This window comes from Streptomyces scopuliridis RB72 (assembly GCF_000718095.1).
In the GTDB taxonomy this organism is placed as follows: Bacteria; Actinomycetota; Actinomycetes; order Streptomycetales; family Streptomycetaceae; genus Streptomyces; species Streptomyces scopuliridis.
Genome location: NZ_JOEI01000001.1, coordinates 229,650 through 252,420, shown reverse-complemented (window position 1 = coordinate 252,420; position 22,771 = coordinate 229,650). Strand labels below are relative to the sequence as shown.

Sequence of the window (22,771 nt, the reverse complement as noted above, 5' to 3'; positions counted from 1 at the left end):
TGCGGGACAGGCGGGTGGGACAGGCGGGCGGGACAGGGGTGAGGGCCGGTGACTGGTCATCACGGCGTTCGAGCGGGCGCGGGCCGGCGCCGGGCGGGGGTGAGCAGCGCGGTGGCCACGACGCTCGCCGCCACGGCCGCCGCGGCGATCAGCAGGCTGGTGTGCAGCCCGGAGACGAACCCGGCCCGGTCGGCGACCAGCGCACCGAACGCGGCGACGGCCAGGGCGCCGCCGAGCTGACGGGCGGCGTTCAGCACCCCGCCGGCGACGCCGGCCCGCTCCGCCGGCACGTTCTCCAGCAGCAGCGCCGTCAGCGCGGTCACCGCCATCGCGCCACCGGCGCCGACGGGCACCATCAGCACCACCGACAGCCACACCGGCGCGCCGGCGGAGACGGTCACCATCGCCAGCAGGCCCAGGACCATCAGGCACTGGCCGGCGATCACCGGTATCCGCGCACCGAACCGCGTGGTCAGGCGGGCGGCGACGGGGCCCATGAAGGAGGTGAGCACGGTCATCGGCAGGAAGGCGACGCCGGTGGCGAGGGCGCTGAGGCCGTGCACCTGCTGGAAATACAGCCCCAGCAGGAAGATCATCCCGTAGAAGCCGATGTTCAGGGCGAACCCGATGGCTACGGAAAGTGACATCGTACGGGAGCGCAGCAGCGGCAGCGGCGTCATCGGATACCGGCCACGGGCCTGCGCGACCAGGTAGACGACGGCGGCCACGACCGCCACGGCGAGGGCGATCAGGACCCGCGCGGCGCCGAACCCGTCGGCGCCGGCCTCGATGGCGGCGTACGTCAGACCGCCCAGGGCGGCGACGGCGGCCACCTGACCGGTCCAGTCGAAGGGCACCGCCCGGCGCGGGGAGGGCTGTGCGCGCTTGAGGAGCGCCAGGGCCACCGCGCCGACGGGTAGATTGACGAAGAAGATCATCCGCCAGTCGACCGTGGTGAGCAGCCCGCCCGCCACGGGGCCGGCGGCCGAGCCGACGGAGCCGCTCACACCCCATAGGCCGATGGCCTTCGCTCGCGCCGCCGGGTCGGGAAAGGTTTCCCGTAGCAGGGCCAGGGAAGACGGGACGACCATCGCGGCACCGACGCCCTGCACCAGCCGCGCCGCCACCAGAACGCCCAGGTCCGGCGCCGGCCCGCACGCGGCGGACGCCGCGACGAACAGGGCCAGGCCGCCGGCGAACGCCTGGCGCGCCCCGACGCGGTCGCTGATCGCGCCGGCGGACAGCAGGAACGCGGCGAAGGTGAGGGTGTAGCCGTCGACCACCCACTGCAGGCCGGTCATCCCGCTGCCGAAGCCGCGCCCGATCGAGGGCAGGGCCACGTTCACGATCATCGCGTCGACCATGATCGTGAAGAAACCGAGCAGTACTGCGGCCAGCGCCATACGCCCACCGGCCCTGCTCTGCGGCGGCAGACCGGCCGCGCCGACCTGGAGCGGTGAAGCAGGGGCGGACATGGAGGCGGACATGGACAAGGGCCGATCTCCTGAGCTGGGCAGGCCGGATGCTGACGGAGATCGAGCCTCGCGCCATTCCAGCCCGGGTGGCAGGCCGGGCTGTGCCGGGGAGCGGTGTTCAGGGGTAGTGACAGGGCTCCTCACACACCTGCCACGCAGGTCAGCGCGGTGTGACACTTGTCGGTATGGCATCCGAGCAGAGCACCAGCAGGGGCGGCGACCCGGAGCTGGGCCGGTTCCTGCGCGCGCGCCGCACCCAGACCAGCCCCACCCAGGTCGGCCTCACCGTAGGGTCCGGCCTGCGCCGCACCCCCGGCCTGCGCCGCGAGGAACTGGCCACGCTCGCGGGCATCAGCATCGACTACTACGTCCGCCTGGAGCGCGGCAAGGAGACCCGCCCCAGCCCTTCCGTGCTCGACGCCCTCGCCCGCGCCATGCACCTCGACGACGACGAGCACCAGCACCTGCGCGAACTCGCCGCCCGGGCCGCCCGCTACGCCCCCGAACCTCCGCCGCCGCCCAGCCGCACCGTCCGCCCGCACTTGAAGCTGGTCCTGGAGACGATGCGGCCGAACCCCGCCTACATCATCAGCCGCAGCATGGACCTGCTCGCCTGGAACCCCGGCGGCCTCGCCCTGTACGCGGGCCTCGCCGACTGGCCCGCCACACAGCGCAACCTCGCCCGCTACCTCTTCCTCCACCCCACCGCGCACACCCTCTTCCCCGACTGGGACGCCCAGGTCCGCGGCTGCGTCGCCCGGCTCCGCACCCAGGCCGGCATCGACCCGGACGCCCCTGACCTCACCAGCCTGGTGGGCGAACTCCTGCTCAAAAGCCCCGACTTCGCCAAACTGTGGGAGCGCTACGACGTCATCGGGCGCAAGAGGATCCAGAAGACCTTCCACCACCCCCAGGTCGGAATCCTCACCCTCAGCGCCCAGAGCATGCACCTCGACGGCACCCCGGGCCAACGCCTCGGCGTCTACACCGCCGAACCCGGCACCCCCGACCACGACGCCATGCTGCTGCTCGACCTGACCGCCCCCCAGCCCGTCAGTCACCCGGACGCCAAGGCCGAACAGCAACAACGCACGCAGCCCTGACCCACGCCAGCCTCGGCACTCGGCGTTCCGGCGGGACGCTTCGCCGGGCGGTGACATCAGTCGCCGCCCGGCGTGACCTTGCCCTCAGCGGGTGAGCCGACGTGGCGGTGGCCGGGGGCCCGGTAGTTTCGCGCCGCACAACGGAACAGACGCGGTATTACTGGGCTCCTTCAAGGGCTTCGGGCAATTCAGCACTGCAGGTGGCGCGGCCGAACTGGCCCGAGGCTGTGGAGCGTTGGACGTGATTGCCTCGGATGGCGAGAGTGCAGCTGGCTTGGCCGCCCTTCTCGCCGAGGGTGACGTTGACGATCGGGGGCTCGCCCGCCGGCACGTTCACCGTCTTCTTCCAGGGCAATTGGGCGCTCTTGACGACGTCCGCCTTATCGCTTCCGCCGGTCCCGAGGTAGGAGATGTCGGCGGTGCCCTCGCCTAGTACTTCGTACGTCACCTCGGCGGTGGGTGCGGAGCGGGACTCGTTCTTCCCCTCCTTCTCCTCCGAGTTGAGGACGCCATAGCCGACGAGAGAGCCGCAGGCGAGCAGCAGCACGAGGCCGATGGCGAGACCTCGCCGGTCAAGCCCCTTGGAGCGCACGTCGGGCGCCGAAGGACCCGGCTCTGGACTTTCGTCGGGACTTTCGGCGTTCTCGGGCGTACCCGTGGCGGTCATGGGGGTCCTCCGGTGAATGCGCTGAGTTCGGAACCGGGCGGTTTATACACCATGACATCGCGTCCGGGCGAGTGAGTGGACGAATGGGGCGTAGCCCCCCGGTTGTCGCATGCAATCAGCCCGAAATGTCGGGGCAGTTGACGGACCGTCATTCCTGTGGCCAATAATCCCGCCCGCAGTGCCGAGTGGGAACGGAAGTGGTTCCGACCGGCCGCGTCAGCGTGCCCTCTTTCCCGCGTGCGGGATGGGGGCCGACGAAAGGGATGGGCTTGAAAGTGAGATACGGGAGATTCATCTCCTGCCTCGCGGTGTCCGCGTTGGCGAGCACCATGTTGCCACACGTTGCTTATGCCGCACAGGTTTCGGACAGTGGCGACAAGGGAATCGTCGATACCTTCAAAGGCTGGTTCTCGGACGGTGAGGAAGAGGCCGGGCCCAAGGAGCCGGCTACCGGTGGAACTCCGGTGCTGCCGAGCCGGGAGAAGCTGCCGAAGGGCAAGGCCGCTCCGAAGGCGAAGCGTGTCGCGGAACTGACGGGCAAGCGTACGGCCAACGCCCGGTACTGGCGGCTGTCCGACGGCCGGGTGCAGACCGAGGTGTCGGCGGTACCGACGGCCTACCGGGACGGTAAGTCCTGGAAGGACATCGACCCGACGGTCACGGCCACCGACCGCAAGGGCTTCGCCTTCACCAACACCGCCAACGCGGCCAGTAGTTGGTTCGGCTCGGATGCCGAGCGCCTGCTGCGTTTCGAGGCGGCGGACGGGCACGCGGTGACCCTGGGCCTGGAGGGTGCGGGCAAGCTCGCGCCGGTGGCCAAGGGCAATACCGTGACGTACAAGGACGCGGTGTCCGGCGCGGATCTCTCGTACGAGGTGGGTCCGGGCCGGGTCAAGGAGAACATCGTCCTGGACCGGGAGCCGTCCGGCCCCATCACGTTCACCTTCACCCTCGACGCCGGTGGTCTGACACCGAAGGCGGGCAAGGACGGTTCGGTCCGCTTCTACGGCGAGGGCGCGGATCCCGTCCTGGTGATCCCGGCCGCGTTCATGACGGACGCGAAGAAGGACGCCCGGTCGCCCTACGGCACCGGCTACAGCTCCGCGGTCGAGCAGCGGCTCACCCGGGCGGGCAAGGGCTGGAAGCTTGCCGTCACGCCGGACGCGAAGTGGCTGGCCGCGCCGGAGCGCCAGTACCCGGTCACGATCGATCCGACGATCGCCATCGTGCCGACGCCGACCACGGCCCAGGACGTGATGATCTCCTCGGACGGTCCGGCGTCGAATTACAACGACAACTGGCGGCTGTCGGTCGGCAACACCACTACGGGTACTTCGCGTGCGCTGCTGCGGTTCCCACTGACCGGAGTCCCGGCCGGTACCAAGCTGGACTCGGCCGATCTGAAGCTGTACTACGACCAGACGCACACCACCGGCGACACCGAGGTGCAGCTGGAGGCGCACCGCGCCACGCAGGCCTGGACCGAGGAGCAGGCGACGTGGAACAGCGCCAACGCCCTCACCGGCGAGCTGTCGGGTACGTCGGTCGTGGTGGACGACGGGGATGCCGGGCGGACGGCGGCGGTCGGCGCCTGGCCCGCGTCGGGGAACACGGCGTACACGCAGTACGCGGTGAACCAGGACTACCTGTACAACAAGGACTCCGTCGCGGGTGACACCTACACGTGGCAGCCGAGCCTGCCCGAGGACGGCGACTACCAGGTCGAGACGCACTACGTGCCGGCCGCCGACCGCGCCACCAACGCCCCGTACACCGTCACCTACAACGGCGGCACCAAGGCGTACACCGTCAACCAGCAGGCCGGCACCGCCGGAGTGTGGAAGACCCTCGGCACCCACCCGTTCAAGGCGGGCACGCTGGGCAAGGTCGTCCTCGGTGACGGACCGGCCTCCACCTCCACCGCCGTCCTCGCCGACGCCGTCCGCTTCACCAAGGGTGGTGTGGTCACCAAGCAGCCGGGCGAACTCAACACCTGGCACACCTTCCCGGTGACCAAGACCGTCCAGTCCTGGATCGACGGCACTTACGCCAACAACGGTTTCGTCGTCAAGGCCGGCGACGAGAGCGCGTCCGGCCCCAAGGGCGGTCCGCGCTACGAGGGCAGCGAGTTCGGGTACGGCGGCGAGACGGCCAACTACCCGCGCCTGGTGCTGACCTTCGGCCGTCAGGGCGTGGACCTCGACGCCCCGACCACGATCCACGACACGGGCGCGGAGCTGAGTTGGTCCGCGTACCAGGACAAGGATCCGGTCAACACCGGCGACGACATCGTCGAGTACCAGGTCCACCGCTCCATCAACCAGACCTTCACTCCTTCCGCCGCCACGCTCGTCTCGCCCGTCGCGTCCACGGTGAGGACGTTCACGGACACCACGGGGGTGCCGACGAAGGCCGACGACCCGGATCCGTTCGGCCGCGCGTACTACTACATGGTCGCGGTCAAGACGAAGGACGGGCAGGTCGTCGCCGCTCCGACGCAGCTGGTGCGGCTGCCGAAGGCGGGCCGCACGACCAAGGTGTTCGCCGCGTCGCAGGACACCACCCTGTCCTCGGCCCGCACCACGCTCACGCACGACACGATCGACGACGGCGGCCCGAAGAACTGGCTGAGCGTCGGCAACAACTCCGCGACCTACGGCGACACCCGCGCCCTGCTGAAGTTCCCGGCCCTCGGCATCCCCGCCACGGCGCGGGTGCTGGACGCGAACGTACGGCTCTGGGGCACGCAGACCGCCCAGGACACCACGGGCGCGATCTACGAGCTGCGGCCGCTGACGCGTGACTTCGACGAGTCCACCGCGACCTGGGTCAAGGCCAACGCGAGCACCAACTGGACCACCGCGGGCGGTGACTTCGGCGCCGTGACCGCCGACACCGGGGCGAAGACGAACGACCCGGCCCGGCACGACTGGAACGTCACCTCGCTCGCCCAGTCCTGGGTGACCACCCCGGCCTCCCAGCGGGGTGTGGTCATCAAGATGGCGGACGAGGCCGCCTCGCAGGAGCGGACCCTGTTCCTGTCCTCCGAGGGCACCGAACCGCGGCTCCACCCCAGGATCGTGGTCACCTACATCGACTCGACCACGGAGTCGACGTACTACGCGCCGCAGACCCCGGCGCGGATGACCCCGAACACCGACTACACCGTCGACTTCACCCTCACCAACACCACCGCGTCGACGTGGAACGCCGCCGACCAGGTCCTCACCTACAAGTGGGCCCTGCCGGACGGCACCGACGTCACCAACGGCGGCAACCAGATCCAGACCGCGCTGCCGTCCAGCGTCGCCCCGGGCGACTCGGCCAGCCTTCAGGCGCGGGTGAAGACGCCGATCAACTCGGACAACGGCAACAAGCGCACCGACTACGTCCTGACCTGGGACGTCTACAACAAGACGGCCGGTACGTGGGCCTCGGGCACCGCGGGCATCCCCGGTCTGAAGCAGAACGTGGCAGTGGAGGACCCCACCTCCAACCAGCTCGGTATGGAGAAGTTCTACTCCTACACGGGCAAGAACACCGGCGCCGGCTCGACCGTCATGAACAACCTGGCGTCCGGCAACAGTGTCTGGCAGTACAACGCGTTCACCAACCCCGGCCGCGGTGTCACCGCCTTCGCCCGGTTCGCCTACAACAGCCTGGACACCTCCGATACGGTCTCCGGTCACGGCTGGTCCTTCCAGGCGTCGGGACCGATCCGGCTCGGCGCACCCCTGGAGTTCCACCCCAAGCCGCACCCGACCGAGATCAGGCTCCCGGACGGCGACGGCACGACCCACGTCTTCCGCGAGCAGCCCGACGGCTCGTGGAAGGCCCCGGCCGGCGTCCACTACAAGCTGGCGGCGAAGCCGGGTCTGGACTGCACCCCGCTGAAGGACCCGGTCCCCGACGCGTGGACGATGACCCGTCCCGACGGCACCCGGTTCCTGTTCGGCTGCGACGGCTACATGACGTCGCTGGTCGAGAAGAACGGCAACGCGCAGACGTACACGTACGAGGAACGCAAGTCCAACAACAAGCCGACCAAGTTCCTCAAGTACATCACCGACCCGGCGGGCCGCCAGTCACTGACGATCGAGTACTACTCCAAGGCCGACAGCTCCAACCCGAAGATCATCGACCACATCAAGTCGATGACCGAGATCTCGGGTCGTACGTTCACCTTCGAGTACTCCGACAAGGGTCTGCTCACCAAGATCACCGACGGAGCCGGCTCCACCCAGCCGAAGGTCTTCGCCTTCGAGTACGACGCCACCCAGGGCAACAAGAACGTCAAGCTGGTCAAGGCCACGGACCCGCGCGGCAACGCGACGGCGATGACGTACTACGCGCCGCAGGCCGGTGACGATCCGAAGTACCACTGGTGGACCAAGACGATCACCGAGCGTCTGCAGGGCGTCACCACCTTCGGCTACGCGGTCAACGCCGGGAACGCCAAGTTCATCGACACCAAGGTGACCGACGCGCAGTCGCACGCCACCGACTACGTGTCGGACGACTTCGGCCGCCCGGTCCAGACGACGAACGCCAAGTCCCAGACGACAAAGCTGTCGTGGGACGCGGACAACAACGTCACGTACCTTGAGGAGGCCAACGGCGCCAAGACCGCGTACTGCTACGACCAGAAGACGGGCTACCCGCTCTGGAAGCGCGACGCGGAGAGCAACAAGTCCGGCGTCCCGCCCCCGGGCGACTGCGCCCCGGGCACGTACCCGGCCAACTCGGCCCAGTACACGTACCTGACCCGTGTGGACGGCTTCTCGGCCGACCTCGTGGCCAAGTCCTCCCCGGAGGGCCGGAAGTGGCAGTTCGGGTACGACTCGTTCGGCAACATCAAGACGGTCACCGACCCGAAGGGCGTCGCCACGCCCACGGCCGGTGACTACACCACCTCGTACGAGTACAACTCCTACGGCCAGCTGACCAAGGCGACCGACGCCAACGGCAACCCGTCGACCACCAGCGAGTTCGGTGCCACGGGCTACCCTGCGAAGATCACCGACGCCCTGGGCAGGACGACGTCGTTCGTCTACGACGCCCGCGGTCAGGTCACCGACGTCACCGACGCGCTCGGCAAGAAGACCACGCAGACCTACGACACCTTCGGACGTCCGAAGGAGAACACGGTCCCGAAGGACCAGGACGCGGCCGCGTTCATCACCACCCCCGCACCGGTCTACGACGCCAACGACAACGTCACGACGTCGACGGCGCCGAACGGGGCGGTCTCGACCGCGGTGTACGACGCCGCGGACCAGCTCGTCTCGGCCACGGCCCCCAAGGACACGTCCACGTCTTCCGAGCGGCGGACGTCCTACACCTACGACAAGGCCGGCAACCTCAAGACCGTCACCGAGCCGAAGGGTTCGCTGACGACCTCGGACGCCACCGACTACGTCACCACCAACCACTACGACGAGATCTACCAGCTCACCTCGGCAGTCAACGCGGCCGGTGACAAGATCTCCTACGAGTTCGACAACGTCGGCAACGCCGTCAAGGTCGTCGACCCGAAGAAGAACGCGACCCCGGACACCACCGACTACACGTCCACGATGGCCTACGACCTGAACCACCGGGTCAAGTCCTCCACGGACGCGGCGGGCAAGGTCAGTTCGCGGACCTACGACAAGGACGGCCTCGTCCTCACGTCCACGGACCCCGCGAACAGCACCACGACCTACACCTACGACGAGCGGGGCAGTCAGACCGAGGTCAAGGTCCCATACGACGGGACCACGTTCCGCACCACGAAGTACGAGTACGACCAGGCCGGCAACACCACCAAGGTGATCACGCCGAAGGGCACGGGGACGGCCACGGCGGACGACTTCACCTCGCGCACCGAGTACGACGCGCTGAACCGCCCGGTCAAGCAGTTCCAGCCGTACGACCCGAACGACGCCCAGAACAACGACCCGAACGTCTACACCCAGACGGTGTACGACGCGGTGGGCCGGGTGGCGCGGCAGTCGCTGCCGCCGTCGGAGGGCCAGACGGTCCGCAACGACACCGTCTTCGAGTACTTCGACAACGGCTGGACGAAGAAGTCCACCGACCCGTGGGACATCACCACGACGTACGACTACACCGAGATCGGCTACCAGAAGGCCCGCACGCTCACGTCGGCCGGCGGTTCCTCGGACCGCACCATGACGCAGGCGTACTACCCGGACGGCAAGCTGAAATCCAAGTCGGACGACGGCGTGCCGGTGGGCAAGTCGGTCGTGCTCGTCGACAACTCCGACATCCAGCACACCTCGGCCACAGGCACCTGGGCGACCGGTGACATCGCCGGTCAGCAGGGCTACAACCACCGCACCCACGCGGCCGGTACGGGCACGGACGCCTTCACCTGGACGCTCAATATCCCGAAGGACGGCACGTACACCGCGTATGTGAAGTACCCGAAGGTCACGGGCGCGGCGACGGCGGCGAAGCACACACTGTCGCAGGGGGCGACGACCCACCCGTCAGTCACCAAGGACCAGACGGCAGGCACCGGCACCTGGGTGACGCTGGGCTCCTACAGCCTGAAGCAGGGCAACGACGCCAAGCTCAAGCTGGACCAGAGCAGCTCGGGCGTCGTGGTCGCCGACGCGGTCAAGCTGGTGCGCGACACGTCCGGCGACACGGACACCGAGAAGCACACCTTCACCTACGCCTACGACGCCAACGGCAACCTGACGTCGATCGACGACACCTCGTCCGGTGCGGAGATCGATGCCTACACGATCGCCTACACCGGCCTGAACAAGGTCCAGAAGGTGACCGAGGCCCTGACGGGCCAGGAGAAGAAGGTCACGTCGTACACCTACGACGCCAACGGTCAGGCCGACACGGTCACGCACCCCGACCAGTTCTCCAAGTACACCTACGACCTGCGCGAGCTGGTCAAGTCGATCTCGATCGGCAAGTCCGCCACGGACGCGTCGCCGAAGGTCACGTCGTTCACGTTCAACGACCGCGGGCAGCGGCTCAAGGAGACCAAGGCCAACGGCAACACCGTCGACCACACGTACCTGGTCGGCGGTGACCTGAGGTCGACCACGGAGAAGAAGGGCTCCGGAACGCTCGTCTCCTCGCACACCTACGCCTACGACCTGAACGGGAACAAGGCGCAGGACGTCGCGAAGAAGATGAACGCCGACAACCACACGGCGTACCTCGACTCCACCACGAACTACAGCTACGACCCCGCGGGCCGGCTCACCGAGTCGGTCAAGTCCGGCAACGGCGCGGGCACCGAGAAGTACGTCCACGACGACAACGCCAACGTCATCTCGCAGACGGTCAAGAACGTCACGACCGCCTACGAGTACGACCGCAACCGGCTCCTCCGGGGCACCACCGGCGGTACGACGGCCACATACAACTACGACCCGTTCGGCCGGCAGGAGTCGATCACCTCGGGCGGCCAGGTCATCGAGAGGAGTGTGTACGACGGCTTCGACCACGTCGTGGAGTCCCAGAAGATGGACGACACCGGCGCGATGAAGTCGACCACGTACGCCTTCGACCCGCTCGACCGCACCGCCTCGAAGACCACCGACGGCAAGACGACCGACTTCAACTACCTTGGCCTGTCCGGCGAGGTACTGAGCGAGGAGGTCGGCGGCCAGCTCACCAAGTCGTACCAGTACAGCCCATGGGGCGAGCGACTGTCCCAGGTCAAGCACAACACCGACGGCACCGGCGAGGACGGCTTCTACGGCTACAACTCGCACAGTGATGTCGAGACGCTGACCGACCGGAACGGCGACACCAAGGCGACGTACGGCTACACCGCCTACGGCTCCGACGACACGTCGGAGTTCACGGGCATCGACAAGCCGGACGCCGCGGACCCGACGAAGCAGGAGTACAACCCTTACCGCTTCAACGCGAAGCGCTGGGACGCCCAGTCGGGCACGTACGACATGGGCTTCCGGGACTACAGCCCGGGACTCAACCGGTTCACCACCCGGGACATGTACAACGGCGCCCTCGCCGATATGAACCTGGGAGCGGACCCGTTCACCGGCAACCGTTACGCGTTCGCCGGCGGCAACCCCACCAGCTTCGTCGAGTTGGACGGCCACCTCGCCTTCGCCCCGGCCATCTGGTGGGCGGGGGCGGCTCTGGCCACGGCCCTGTTCGCGGCGACGCCGCAGGGTCAGGGGCACCTCCAGGACATGGCATCGGCGCTGAGCCAGCTGATGCCGACCGCGGAGGACGTGGCCTCGTCCAGCTCGTCCAGCGGGTCGAGCACCGCGGCCACGCCGTCGCCGGCGCCGGGACCGGCTCCCGGCTCGCCGTCGGGCGGCGGCTCAAGCGGCCCGACGGGCTTCCACACTGGAGCAGCGGTCTCCCTGCTGGTCCGGATCTTCTCGGGCCTGAAGAGCGAGGGTGAGGACACCTCTCCCCAGCGCAAGGCGATCGACGGCGCCGGGGAGGAGAGCAGGAAGTGCCAGAACTCCTCCGGACCGAGCCTCGTGTGGAACACCCCGGTGGACGGGCAGAACCGAGCCACCGGCGGGTTCGCCTGCCTGAACCCTGCCGAGCCGGCGGACCCCGACAACACGGGCCCGCAGAACCCGCGAGGCTGGGACCTCCAGGACGAGGCCGACGAGTGGAACCGGGCTCACCTCATCGCCCGTGAATTCGGCGGCAGCCACCTCCGGAGGAACATCGTCCCGACGACCATGTACCAGAACCAGAAGGAAGGCATGCGCACAGTCGAGTACGAGGTCGAAAGGCGCCTCAAGCTGGGAGAGAAGGTCTACTACCAGTCCATTCCGGTCTACGTCCCCGGCTATGTGAACCCGATCGGCGTGCACATGTACGTATCGAGCGCGTCGGGCTCGTACTCGCGGTTGATAGCCTCCGGGGTCCACGACTGATGGGCTCCTGAGACACTTGAGTCACTGGAGTCGGAGTCCCCTGGGGGACTGATCCGGCAGTGGTGAGGCAGTGGGGCGGGCGGACGTTGGCCGCCCGCCCCGCCGCCGATGCCGTTAAGAGAGGAATACATGAATCATCTCGATGTCGTCCGGCTGCTCGGTCTCGTCGCCCCGGCGCGGGAGGAGGGCGAGGCGTACGGGCAGGTCGTGCCCGAGGACTTCGAGCTGCTGGTGAAAGGCCTGCCCCAGGGGGTGATCGCGGGTTCCGTCTTCCTCAACCGCTCCGACGTCCCCGTGCGCCACCTGGGGGACTTCACGGCGGACGTCGCGCTGCGCGTCGCGGACATACGGGATTCCCTGCTCGCCCGTGAGCACGAGCTTCCATGGTCGTTGTTCCCGCTGCCCGGCGGCATGGTGCCGTGGGGCCGCACCGCCCGCGACGGCGTGCTGCTGTGGGACACCACCGACACCGACACCGCGAACTGGACGACCGTCCTCACGGACGAGGATTTCCAGCTGTGGCTGGACCTTCCTTTTTCGGCGTCGGAGTTCGTCGCGCGGGCTCTCGTGGGACGCCCCGAGGGGGCTCCCGCGTTCGAGACGTACGAGGAATACGAGTCGGGCTCGTTCTGGAGTGTCGCGGACGACATGCGGGCCACGGCCACGGTGCTGGCGAACCGGGACATCGGGGCGGTGGAGGAAATGGTCACCAGGGTGCGGAGTCTGGGTGTGCCAATCGTCCGGCAGTACGCCGGAGAGCTTCTGGACCGGGCCGTGCACGAGTCGCCCACCCCACTCCCGGAGGACTACCTGGCGATCATGCGGGAGTTCCCCGGCGGGGTCGTCGCGGGCGTACGGGTCTTCCCCGTCGCGCACGCCGTCTGGCTGACCGAGGACCGGCTGTTCCTGCAATGGGGAGAACTGGAGGGCAAGGCCTTCGGCTGGCTCACTATGAAGAGCGACCCCCAGGACTGGCGCGTCGCCTACATCGAGCCGGACGGCACCGCGCTCACCCACTTGGAAGACCAGACCTTCGCCACCTTCCTGCGCCGCCGGCTCAAGGGCGACAACTCACTGTTCTGACCTCGGGTCCGCAGGGAGTGAGTGGACATCACCCGCGGGCAGAGGGGCGTGGTCATAGCCTCGTACGTCGCCGAGGCGGGAGCCCTCCGTCCAGCCCCTCCGCGCCTCCTCACGGATGACCGGCTCAGGCTCACGCTGGGAAACCGGCCGGTAGCCCCCGTAGCCCGTGCCCGGTAGCGGCGGCCGGCTGTTTCAGTGGCCGAAGTCGGTGATGATCCCCAGCTCCGGCTTCAGTCCCAGATCCGCGGGCCTGATGAGCGTCGGCCTGGAGGTGCTGATGCCGGACGGGCCGCCGCGCAGGACCCGCACCGTGTCGGCGGCCCTGACCGCGTACAACGTGCCGACCGCCAGTTCGGCCGCGCCATCGCCGTTCAGGTCCTGGATCGCCGGCTTGGGACATACCGGGGGGCAGGACATGCTCTTCGCGTTCTTGCCGGTCAGGCCCTTCGGACCGCCGCGCAGTACCAGGGTCACCGTCTTGTGGCCGTTGGCCACCTTGACCGGGGCGCTGAACGCGACGTCGGCGTAACCGTCGCCGTTCACATCACCGGTCGTCGGCGCGTACCCGAAGTTGCAGATGGAGGAGACCGGCTTGCCGGGCAGCCCCGGTGTCTTCTCGTTGACCGTCGTGGGCTTCAGACCGGTGCTCTGTCCGTTCGTTCCGCCGTACGCGACCATCAGCCGGGTGCCGCCCTTGGGCACGACGTCCGCGTCGCCGAGACGCTCGCAGGTGAGGCTGACGATCACATCGGCGAAGCCGTCCTTGTTCACGTCGGACGTGAGGGTGACCGAGCCGTACATGTCCTTGCCGCTCGCGTCCTTGAGGCGCGGGCCCTTCGTCAGTACGCCGTTGGCCGCTCCGCGGTACACGACGGTGGCGCGGGGTATCGGCATCCCGTCCGCGAACACCTGCGTCCAGGTGACCACCAGATCGTCCTTGCCGTCGCCGTTCACGTCGCCGACGCCGGTGGGCCGGGGGGTGTACGACGACTTGTCGGGCGTGAGGTCGAGCGTCTTCGTACGAGCGGGCTTGCCCGCCCGGGTGAACGGGCCGAACCGTACCGTCGCCTCGGAGTCCGTGTCTCCGCTCGTGACGAGGTCGGCGTGGCCGTCGCCGTCGAAGTCGCCGGCGACCGGCGTGGCGCCGCTCAGCCTGGCCGCTCCGGAGAGCTTCTTCTTTCCGCCCCAGACCACGAAGACCGTATTGCTGCCGGCCTGCGTGATGAGGTCGCTGCGGCCGTCGCCGTCGAGGTCGGCCGAGATGGCACCGCTGCCGAAGCGGCCGCCGGTGCCCGCCTTGCCGAGGCCGAGGCTGTCCTGGGTGATCACCTGGTGGCGCCGGGTGTCGGGTCCGGCCGTCGAGCCGTACACCACGGCCGCGTAGCCGGCGGCGTACTTACCGTTGACCGTGGCCGAGCTGTCGGTGATGACGAGATCCTCTTTCCCGTCGCCGTCGAAGTCGGCGTGGGCCCCGGCGGTGTCGGGGTCGGCCGCGGGCCGCTTCGTGGCCGTGGCGGTCTGCGTCACGCCCGGTGAGACGGTGGAGTCGGGTACGACCCCGGGAGCCCCGCAGCCGGTTGCCGCGGTCAGGGCCAGGGTGGTGACGAGTCGTTTCCTCATGCGGAGTTGGACCGGGGCCGCCCCCGAATGGTTGTGCGGGCGGCCAGGCGGACCGTACGGCGGCGCCCACGCACGCTCACCGTCTCCGGCCTGAATTCGCGGGTGATTGCCCGCGGCTGGATCCAGAACGCCATGACGCCCTGCGGGCGATCGGCCGTCGGAAGTTCCCGTACGCGAACGTGAACACAACGGCCCCTCCACGGCCTTCGACGCGCTACCGCGAACCATGTCAGGTTCTGCGTACCGGGCGTACTGGCATATCTGGGCGATAACTCGCCGGAGAACTCCGCATAACACTGCACAATCCGCGCCGCGAACCAGCGGCTGCGGGTAGACACCGGTGGACCTGAGCGATGTGTATTGCCATCGATGCCCGCGCCCTCGAAGGTTGGCGAAAATGGTGATCAGTATATGCAAACGGGCAGATGACTCATTCTCCCCGTGGAATCGTCGCGGCCCGTCGACGCTGCGGGTGCAGGTCAACTCCATTAAGGTGGGCACACTTTGGCGAGACGCATCACCGAGATACGGCAACACCTGATGGCGGAGAGCAGCTGCTTCGCCCTCTGTCCGCAATGGAGTCCTGATGAACCTGATCAACCGTCACCGAAGGCATGCCCGGCGCAGCAGTTGTGTCAGACGACGGCAGTTGTGACGCGCTGAAGGGCCGCTCGATGTGTGCCGGATCGACGACTTCATTCGCACGGGGTCTCGCACCGGGCCGTCGGATCGGCAGGCACACTGGCGCATCACTCCTGTCTGTACAGTATCTCGCGGCTCGGTCTCTCCGTCTCCCTGACTCCGCGGTGCCGATGGCTCCACACTTGGTCCGCCAAGTCCCAGGTGCCGCCGGCGGCGCGCACCACCGTTCGGGCGGCGAACCGCGGACAGTACCGGGAGATTCGCCTATTTCCTCCCTCGAACCCCTAGGACCCTTTTTCCGTGACCTCTCTTTCAGATCCCGCTTTTGCGCTCGGCGCTGTGACGGTCGTCATAGGTGTCGTCGCACTGCTGCTGGCGCTCTCGCGTCACAAACAAGTGCGACGGTGCAGAGCATTGGACGCAGCGCTGAAGAACGCCGAGGACCTCGCGCAATCCGCCGAGGCGCTCAGGCGCGGAGCCGAATCCCGCACGAAGGATGTAGAGGCCCGTGCGGCGCAGTTCCGTGATGAGGTGAGTCATCTCGCCTCCGTTCGGCTGCCGGCCCTCGCGCTCAGTCTGATCAGCTCTCACCACCCCGTCCCTGGGCTGCTTCACGAGGAAGCGGCACCGTCCAAGGACGCGGAACTTCTCGACTCCGTGCTCACCCGGGTTTCGGGGATTGTCCTGAAGGAGCGTGGACGTGTAGACGCGGCCGCCCGGGCGGCGCTGCGCGGCGCGAGCCAGGACTCGCAGGCGTTGTCGTACCGGTTGCAGTCGGAACTTGAAGCCCTGCAACAGGAGTTCAGCGGGTCGCGAAGCGTGACGCACAGGGTGCTGACCGCAGACCATCTCAACGAGCAGAATCTGCGCCTCATCCAGCGGACCGCCATCGTCTGCGGGGCGTGGCCGGGGCACGTTCGCAAGGACACCTACGTGGCCGAGATCGTTTCGGGTGCCTCTTCCCGGCTGCGTGGCTTCGACCGGATCAAGATCAACTCGCGGCTTGCCACCAATATCGGGCTTGTCGGGCGTGCTGCCGAGCCCGTCGCCGTGGCCTGTACGGAGCTCATGGCCAACGCGTTGGAACACTCCCGTGATGACCTCGCTGTGGATGTCAGCCTGATCCGGACCGGGAACGGCAGCGTCTGTATCACGATCGATGACGCGGGCAAGGGCATGACCAGCGAAGCACTCGCCCGGGGTGTACGGCTGGTATCGGCCGAGAAGCAGGAGGTCATGCTCACCGAGCTCGGCGACCCTCCCTCTCAGGGTTTTGTCGCCATCGGTCGCCTCGTCGCCGATCACGGCTTCGACGTCTCCATCGACAATCCGTCTCCCTATGGCGGGGTGCGCGCTGTGGTGACCATTCCCCCGAACCTTCTGACCTCGATCGACGAGGAAGCCGAGCCGCCTTCTGTGATGGCTCCCCTGCCCGCCACAGCACCGAGGGCGGACAGGCGGCCGACCCCGGTCGCCGACACCGCGCCGGACGACGCGCACTCGCGTACGGGCGCACCGGGCACCGCGGAAGGTCTGCCACAGCGTCGCCGCCGTGGAACCGCGATATCCACCGGTGAACTCGCCGCTCCCACGCCCCGTGCCCCTGACCCGGAGCGGTCTCTCGCCACCTGGAGCGATTTCCACGATGGCCTCAAAAGTGGCCGCAATGGTATTGATTTGGAGGAAACACAGTGACCATTCCCGACGGCAAGAACGAGACCTGGTACCTGGCGCCCATCACCGAGATCCCGGGTGTCCACCATGCCCTGATCATGACTCTCGACGGGATGGTCCAGGCCAGGTCCGAGGGCCTGACGGTCGACGAGGCGGACGGTATAGCCGCGATGACCTCGGCCCTGCACTCCGCCTCTCGCGCCGCCGCCAACACAGCACTGAGGGCCGCGGCAGACACCCCGATAGAGACCGTCGCCGTGACGATGCCCGCGGGCACCTACATGGTCATGCCGGCCGGTGCCAACACCCTGATCGCAGCCGCAGGCGACGAGTCGATGCACATGGGTGTCGTCATCAACAAGATGGCCCGGCAGGCAAAGAAGCTCGGGGAGCAGTTCATGTCCGTCTCCGCGCGCGCCAATGACGGCGCGTCATGAGTCGCGACAAGCATCAGCGGCGCCTGCTCCCGCCCTATCTGGCGACCGGAACCAGCGGTGCCGCGCTGCCCAGCACCCTCGATACGCTGACGGCTCTGCGCGCCAGTGGCATTCCGCTCGCCTCGTACCACACATCGGTGCACCGTCGTGTCGTCGAGCTGGTGACCGGTGGTTCCCTCACCGCGGTCGAGATAGCCGGCTATCTCGCTCTGCCCGTCAGTGTCGGCCTGGTGCTCGCCGAGCAACTCGTCAGTGACGGCTTGTTAAATGCCAGCGTGCCGGTCCCGGATGCTCTCGCCCCCTCGCGCGCCGGACGGCCGTCGAGGCAACTCATGGAAGAGGTTCTGAGTGGACTCCAATCCCTCCGTGTCGCCTAGCCCGCGTCCTGTGTACCTGCCTGAGGGAGACCACCAGAGAGTCAAGATCCTTGTCGCCGGACCTCTCGGCGTCGGCAAGACGACCGCGATCAAGACTCTGTCACAGATCCCCACGCTGCACACCGACGAAGTCATGACGGACGCGGCGGCCGGCACCGACGACCTCAGCCTTATCGGCCTGCGGGACAAGAAGACCACCACAGTCGCCATCGACTTCGGACGTCTGACCCTCCCAGGTGACCGAGTTGTCCTGTACCTGTACGGAACTCCGGGGCAACGCCGGTTCCTTCCCCTGTGGGAGGGCATTGCGTTCGGGGCTCTCGGTGCGCTTGTCCTGGTCGACACCCGGCGCCTGGACGAGTCGTTCGAGGTGATGGATCTCATCGAGGAACGCGGTTTGCCGTATGCCGTGGCAGTCAATACCTTCCCTGACTCACCCGACTACGACTTGGAGATCGTTCGTTCGAAGCTCGACCTCGCCCCAGACACCCCACTGATCACCTGTGATGCCCGCGAGTTGAACAGCAGTCTCAATGCCCTCATCGAACTGACCGCCCATTCCATATCTTCTGCCGGAGTCGGAGCCTCGTGAGCATCACACCACCAGCCGCGGCAGCTGTGCCCCTGCACGGGCCCGAGCACGCGGCCAACCCTCAGCGCAGCTATGAACTGCTGCGCCTGCAGGGACCGGTCGGCATCGCCGAGATCGACCCCGGCGTCGTTGTCCACCTGGTCACCGACTACCAGGCAGCACTCAAACTCCTGCAGGACACGGACACATGGTCCAAGGACACCCGCAGCTGGCTGCCCCAGGTGCCGGAGAACAGCCCGATCAGACCCATGGTGGAGTGGCGGCCCAGTCTCTTCTTCGCCGACGGTGACGAGCACGCGCATCTGCGCAAGGTCATCACGGACAGCTTCGCTCTCCTCGACCCCAACGATGTCCGCGTTCTGACCTTCCGCTACGCCGACCGGCTCCTTCAGGATTTCGCCGATACCGGGACGGTCGACCTCGTCCGTCAGTACGCGCAGCAGCTGCCCTTGATGGTCTTCAACGCCCTGTTCGGGATGGGAGACGAACACGGTCCCCAGCTCGTACGGGCTTTGGCGGCGATGATGGATACCGACCCGGAGAAGAAGACGGAAGGAGCGCAGTCGTTCGGCGCCTACCTGCAGACCCTCTATCAGACCAAGGCCGCGCAGCGCGGACATGACCTGACCTCCTGGTTCATCGACCACCCCAACGGGCTGAACCAGGAGGAGGCGATCAATCAGATCCTCATCACCCTCGGCGCGGGGAACGAGCCGACAGCCAGCCTCATCGCGAACACATGCGTCCGGATGCTGACCGACGACCGGTACTTCGGCACGCTTACCACCGGAAGCCTGCCCGTCCAGCACGCTATCGATGACGCGCTGTGGAACGACTCGCCGCTGGCCAACTACAGCTTCCACTTCCCCAAGGAGGACGTCACCTTCTACGGCACGCGCATTCCCGCCGGCTCCCCGGTCATGGTTTCGTACGCCGCCGCCAACACCTGCCCGCACGCGGGGGTGCCGGCCGACGGCTACCGCTCGGGCACCAAGGCGCACCTGGCATTCGCCGCCGGCCCGCACGCCTGTCCAGCCCGTGACCTGGCTCTGCTGATCGCGACCGCCGCGATCGAGAGGCTCGCCAGCTATCTGCCGGACATCGAACTGGCCGTTGCCCCCGATCAGCTGACCTACCGCGACGGGCCCGTCTACCGGACGCTCACGTCGCTTCCCGCCCGGTTCACTCCGCTGACTCCCGACGCCAACGGCGCCACTCCCTGGAGCCGGAGTTCCTCCAGCCCCGAGACGGACACGGGATCCTCCTTGACGGCAGGCAACCGCGAGTCGGTGACCTCTTCATAGCCTGCTCTCGAACACGGTGTCGCGGTGGTGCCGTCGGCGAACTGACCCGCACTACCGCGACGCCGTGGGGAAAAACAGTGTCCCTGGCCCCGTCCTCTGCCCGAACGGAACCGTCACGACGGTTCTCGACCGAAAGGGGATCAACCACCGATGACAAAGACACTTCCCGGTACCAGACTGCCGGGCTACTCCTCCGTACGGCACGACGTGGGTACGGCTCTGACCGGATTCCTGGACGCCAAGGAACAGACCGCGCCGGGAGCCGAGTTGCGCTACCTGACCTCCACCTTGCGCGGGCTCCTCTCCGGCGGGAAACGTCTGCGATCCATATTGTGTGTCTGCGGATGGCAGGCCGCCGGAGCCACCGGCGAGCTGACGGCCGCCATACGCACTGCCGCCAGCCTTGAGCTCTTCCAAGTATTCGCCCTGGTCCACGACGATGTGATGGACGACAGCGATGTCCGCCGCGGGCAACCGTCCGCCCACCGCGCGCTCGCCACCGCATACACCGACAGCGGCGGCCCCCTCGGCCGCGCCGAGGCACACGGCATGGGCGCGGCCGTCCTCCTCGGAGACCTGGCACTGGTGTGGTCCGACGAGCTCCTCCACACAGCGGGCCTCGACCCGAGCCGGCTCGCCCAGGTGCTGCCCCTGGTGGCCGACATGCGCAGCGAACTCATGTACGGCCAGCTCCTGGACCTTCAGACCACCGGCCGGCTGACCGGCGACGTGGAAACGGCACTGCACGTCATCCGGTACAAGACCGCCAAATACACCGTTGAACGCCCCCTTCAGATCGGGGCGGCCCTGGCCGGAGCCACCCAGCCCGTGCTCGACGCCTGCAGCGCCTTCGGCATTCCGCTAGGAGAAGCGTTTCAGCTGCGCGACGACCTGCTCGGCGTATTCGGCGACCCCGTCGCCACCGGCAAATCGATACTGGACGATCTGCGTGAGGGCAAGGCCACCGTACTGATGGCCCTCGCTGTCCAACGAGCCTCTCCCACAGAACGCATGACCTTGCGCGGCCTCGTCGGCCGAAGCGACCTCGACGAGGACCAAGCCGCCCAGGTCCGCACCATCCTGGACTCCACCGGCGCCCGGCAGACCGTCGAAGAAATGATCACCGCACGCCGGGACGCGGCCTTCGCCGCCCTCAACAAGGCGCCCTTCCCCGAAGCAGCCACCGCCCAACTGCGCCAGATCGCCCTGGCCGCCACGGAGCGGCAGACTTGACCGCCCGCCCGTACACCCGTCACTCGAACCGTGAGGTGGAACAAAGCCCATGAGCGACACGGCCGTGAGCACGGCCTACTCCGATCAGGCCGCACGTCTGGTGGCGAGGATCGACCGGGACGGGTGGGGCAGCGTCCGCCCCTCCTTGTACGAGACCGCCCGTGTCATCTCGGCGGCCCCCTGGCTGCCCGGGGAGTCGCGCCGGATCGCGTATCTGCTGCAGGAGCAGGCGCCCGACGGCAGTTGGGGTGAGGGGCCCGAGCCGTACCGGCTTCTGCCGACGCTCAGCGGCGTGGAAGCCGCACTGGCGGTCCTGCGGCGAGGCGCCACGTCCGCGGAGACCGCCCGGCGGCTCGCCACGGCGGTGGACAGAGGCCTCGCCGCGCTGCGCGCGCTGCCACCGGCAGGACCATGGCCCGACACCGCCGCAGCCGAAATCCTCGTCCCCAGCCTGGTCGCGAAGATCCACGAGCAGATAGCCCTCATCGCCCGCGACGAGATACCGGGCCTCGGCGGATGGCGTCCGGGGCCCGGGCCCGCGCTCCCCCGCGGCTATGACCAAGCGGTGCCCGCGTACGTGGCAAGGCGGTACACCTCGGCGGGCAGCCTCCCCGTCAAGCTCCACCACACGTTCGAAGGTGTCGCCGGGTACATACCGCAGGCACTCATACCCGACGGACAGGAACTGCTGGGCAGTTCACCGGCCGCCACCGCCGCACGCGCCGCAGCGGCATCCCCGGCACCCGCGGCGGGAGCCGTCGCGGCCCTCGAACCCGTGGCACAGCGCTACGGGGGTCTCTTCCCCGAGGCGGCCCCGATCCTCGTCTTCGAGCGCCTGTGGGTCGCCGCCGCACTGGCTCGCGCCCACCTGCCGGCCGCCACCCTGCCCACCCTCCGCAGGTGGACCGCCGACATCTACGATCCCCGGGGAGTACGTGGCGCACCCGGCCTCATGACGGACGCCGACGACACCGCCATGGCCGTGCTGGTGGCCTCACGCGTCGGCCTTCCGTACACCCCGGAGCCGCTCGACCTGTTCCACAACGGCAGCCACTACGACTGCTACATCGGCGAGGACACCGGATCGGTCACAGCGAACGCTCACGCCCTCCAAGCACTCGGCAGCCACCTGCACCGCCACCCCGAAACACAGCACACCTACGGTCCCCGGACGGACAAGCTGCGCGACTGGCTCATCAGCCAGCAGCAGCCCGAAGGACCGTGGCCCGACAAATGGCACGCCTCCCCGTACTACGCCACCCAGCGGTGCGTAGCCGCGCTCACGCAGTACGGCGGAGACCACGCGTCCGCAGCCGTGGAGACCGCCGCCGCCTGGACCCTCGACACTCAGCGGGACGACGGCTCCTGGGGGGTATGGGGCGGCACCGCCGAAGAAACCGCGTACGCCGCCCAGATCCTGCTGTCCACCGCCACCACCACGCATCAGCCGCAGACTGACCGCGCCCTGGACCGCGCCGAGACGTACCTGAACGCCGCGGCAGGCTCCGGCCACCACCCCGCCCTGTGGCACGACAAGACGCTGTACGCACCCCACGCGATGATCGACGCGGAAGTACTCGCCGCACGGGAGATGCTGCGGTCACGCCACGGCCTGAACCGGCAACGGACCACACCCACAGACGCCGAAAGGTAGGACAGAC

General features: G+C 68.1%; 13 protein-coding genes. 10 read left to right on the top strand and 3 right to left on the bottom strand.

Annotated features, from left to right (window positions below):
- Positions 1–59 precede the first annotated feature (59 nt).
- Positions 60–1,487 carry an MFS transporter gene (locus tag IF11_RS0101020; protein WP_106979069.1) on the bottom strand — a complete coding sequence of 476 codons (1,428 nt, stop codon included), beginning with the start codon at positions 1,485–1,487 and terminating at the stop codon, positions 60–62.
- Positions 1,488–1,660: 173 nt separating this feature from the next.
- Between IF11_RS0101020 and IF11_RS0101015 the strand changes: the two genes are divergently transcribed.
- Positions 1,661–2,578 carry a helix-turn-helix transcriptional regulator gene (locus IF11_RS0101015; protein ID WP_030349427.1) on the top strand — a complete coding sequence of 306 codons (918 nt, stop codon included), beginning with the start codon at positions 1,661–1,663 and terminating at the stop codon, positions 2,576–2,578.
- Positions 2,579–2,735: 157 nt separating this feature from the next.
- On the opposite strand, the gene IF11_RS36225 is transcribed toward IF11_RS0101015, so the two are convergent.
- Complete coding sequence (locus IF11_RS36225) at positions 2,736–3,245, bottom strand: MmpS family transport accessory protein (protein ID WP_030349426.1); 510 nt, start codon at positions 3,243–3,245, stop codon at positions 2,736–2,738.
- Positions 3,246–3,508: 263 nt separating this feature from the next.
- Here IF11_RS36225 and IF11_RS0101005 point away from each other — a divergent pair, with 263 nt between their 5' ends.
- Both IF11_RS0101005 and IF11_RS0101000 read left to right on the top strand, forming a co-directional pair.
- Complete coding sequence (locus IF11_RS0101005; RefSeq protein WP_078490284.1) at positions 3,509–12,148, top strand: golvesin C-terminal-like domain-containing protein; 8,640 nt, start codon at positions 3,509–3,511, stop codon at positions 12,146–12,148.
- A 129-nt stretch (positions 12,149–12,277) separates the two neighbouring features.
- Positions 12,278–13,231: a hypothetical protein gene (locus IF11_RS0101000; protein WP_030349424.1), complete on the top strand. Its 954-nt coding sequence runs from the start codon at positions 12,278–12,280 to the stop codon at positions 13,229–13,231.
- 192 nt (positions 13,232–13,423) lie between these two features.
- Here the strand turns inward: IF11_RS0101000 and IF11_RS0100995 are convergent, their stop codons facing one another.
- A complete protein-coding gene (locus IF11_RS0100995) occupies positions 13,424–14,851 on the bottom strand; it encodes an FG-GAP and VCBS repeat-containing protein (RefSeq protein ID WP_030349423.1) in 1,428 nt (475 codons plus the stop codon).
- Positions 14,852–15,793: 942 nt separating this feature from the next.
- On the opposite strand from IF11_RS0100995, the gene IF11_RS0100990 reads away from it, so the two are divergent.
- From IF11_RS0100990 to IF11_RS0100960, 7 genes are all read left to right on the top strand, one after another.
- Complete coding sequence (locus tag IF11_RS0100990) at positions 15,794–17,188, top strand: ATP-binding protein (RefSeq protein ID WP_030349422.1); 1,395 nt, start codon at positions 15,794–15,796, stop codon at positions 17,186–17,188.
- The gene (locus IF11_RS0100985) at positions 17,185–17,604 is read left to right on the top strand and encodes a roadblock/LC7 domain-containing protein (protein WP_051745269.1); all 420 of its coding nucleotides are present in this window, start codon (positions 17,185–17,187) and stop codon (positions 17,602–17,604) included. Before IF11_RS0100990 ends, IF11_RS0100985 begins: the two co-directional genes overlap by 4 nt.
- Positions 17,601–17,981: a DUF742 domain-containing protein gene (locus IF11_RS0100980; protein WP_030349420.1), complete on the top strand. Its 381-nt coding sequence runs from the start codon at positions 17,601–17,603 to the stop codon at positions 17,979–17,981. Before IF11_RS0100985 ends, IF11_RS0100980 begins: the two co-directional genes overlap by 4 nt.
- A 10-nt stretch (positions 17,982–17,991) precedes the next feature.
- On the top strand, positions 17,992–18,573 hold the full coding sequence (locus IF11_RS0100975) for a GTP-binding protein (RefSeq protein ID WP_030349419.1): 582 nt from the start codon (positions 17,992–17,994) through the stop codon (positions 18,571–18,573).
- The gene (locus IF11_RS0100970) at positions 18,570–19,877 is read left to right on the top strand and encodes a cytochrome P450 family protein (RefSeq protein WP_037726679.1); all 1,308 of its coding nucleotides are present in this window, start codon (positions 18,570–18,572) and stop codon (positions 19,875–19,877) included. The genes IF11_RS0100975 and IF11_RS0100970 overlap by 4 nt, the downstream gene beginning before the upstream one ends.
- Before the next feature lie 150 nt (positions 19,878–20,027).
- Complete coding sequence (locus IF11_RS0100965) at positions 20,028–21,110, top strand: polyprenyl synthetase family protein (RefSeq protein WP_051745265.1); 1,083 nt, start codon at positions 20,028–20,030, stop codon at positions 21,108–21,110.
- 49 nt (positions 21,111–21,159) lie between these two features.
- Entirely contained in the window at positions 21,160–22,764 is a 1,605-nt protein-coding gene (locus IF11_RS0100960) for a prenyltransferase/squalene oxidase repeat-containing protein (protein ID WP_051745263.1), read from the top strand.
- Positions 22,765–22,771 lie beyond the last annotated feature (7 nt).

Excerpts from the sequence above, each read along its gene's own strand:
- IF11_RS0100960 (WP_051745263.1), top strand. The coding sequence starts at position 21,160 with ATGAGCGACACGGCCGTGAGCACGGCCTACTCCGATCAGGCCGCACGT.
- IF11_RS0100995 (WP_030349423.1), bottom strand. The coding sequence starts at position 14,851 with ATGAGGAAACGACTCGTCACCACCCTGGCCCTGACCGCGGCAACCGGC.
- IF11_RS0100980 (WP_030349420.1), top strand. The coding sequence starts at position 17,601 with ATGAGTCGCGACAAGCATCAGCGGCGCCTGCTCCCGCCCTATCTGGCG.
- IF11_RS0101015 (WP_030349427.1), top strand. The coding sequence starts at position 1,661 with ATGGCATCCGAGCAGAGCACCAGCAGGGGCGGCGACCCGGAGCTGGGC.
- IF11_RS0100965 (WP_051745265.1), top strand. The coding sequence starts at position 20,028 with ATGACAAAGACACTTCCCGGTACCAGACTGCCGGGCTACTCCTCCGTA.
- IF11_RS0101000 (WP_030349424.1), top strand. The coding sequence starts at position 12,278 with ATGAATCATCTCGATGTCGTCCGGCTGCTCGGTCTCGTCGCCCCGGCG.
- IF11_RS0101005 (WP_078490284.1), top strand. The coding sequence starts at position 3,509 with ATGGGCTTGAAAGTGAGATACGGGAGATTCATCTCCTGCCTCGCGGTG.
- IF11_RS36225 (WP_030349426.1), bottom strand. The coding sequence starts at position 3,245 with ATGACCGCCACGGGTACGCCCGAGAACGCCGAAAGTCCCGACGAAAGT.
- IF11_RS0101020 (WP_106979069.1), bottom strand. The coding sequence starts at position 1,487 with ATGTCCGCCTCCATGTCCGCCCCTGCTTCACCGCTCCAGGTCGGCGCG.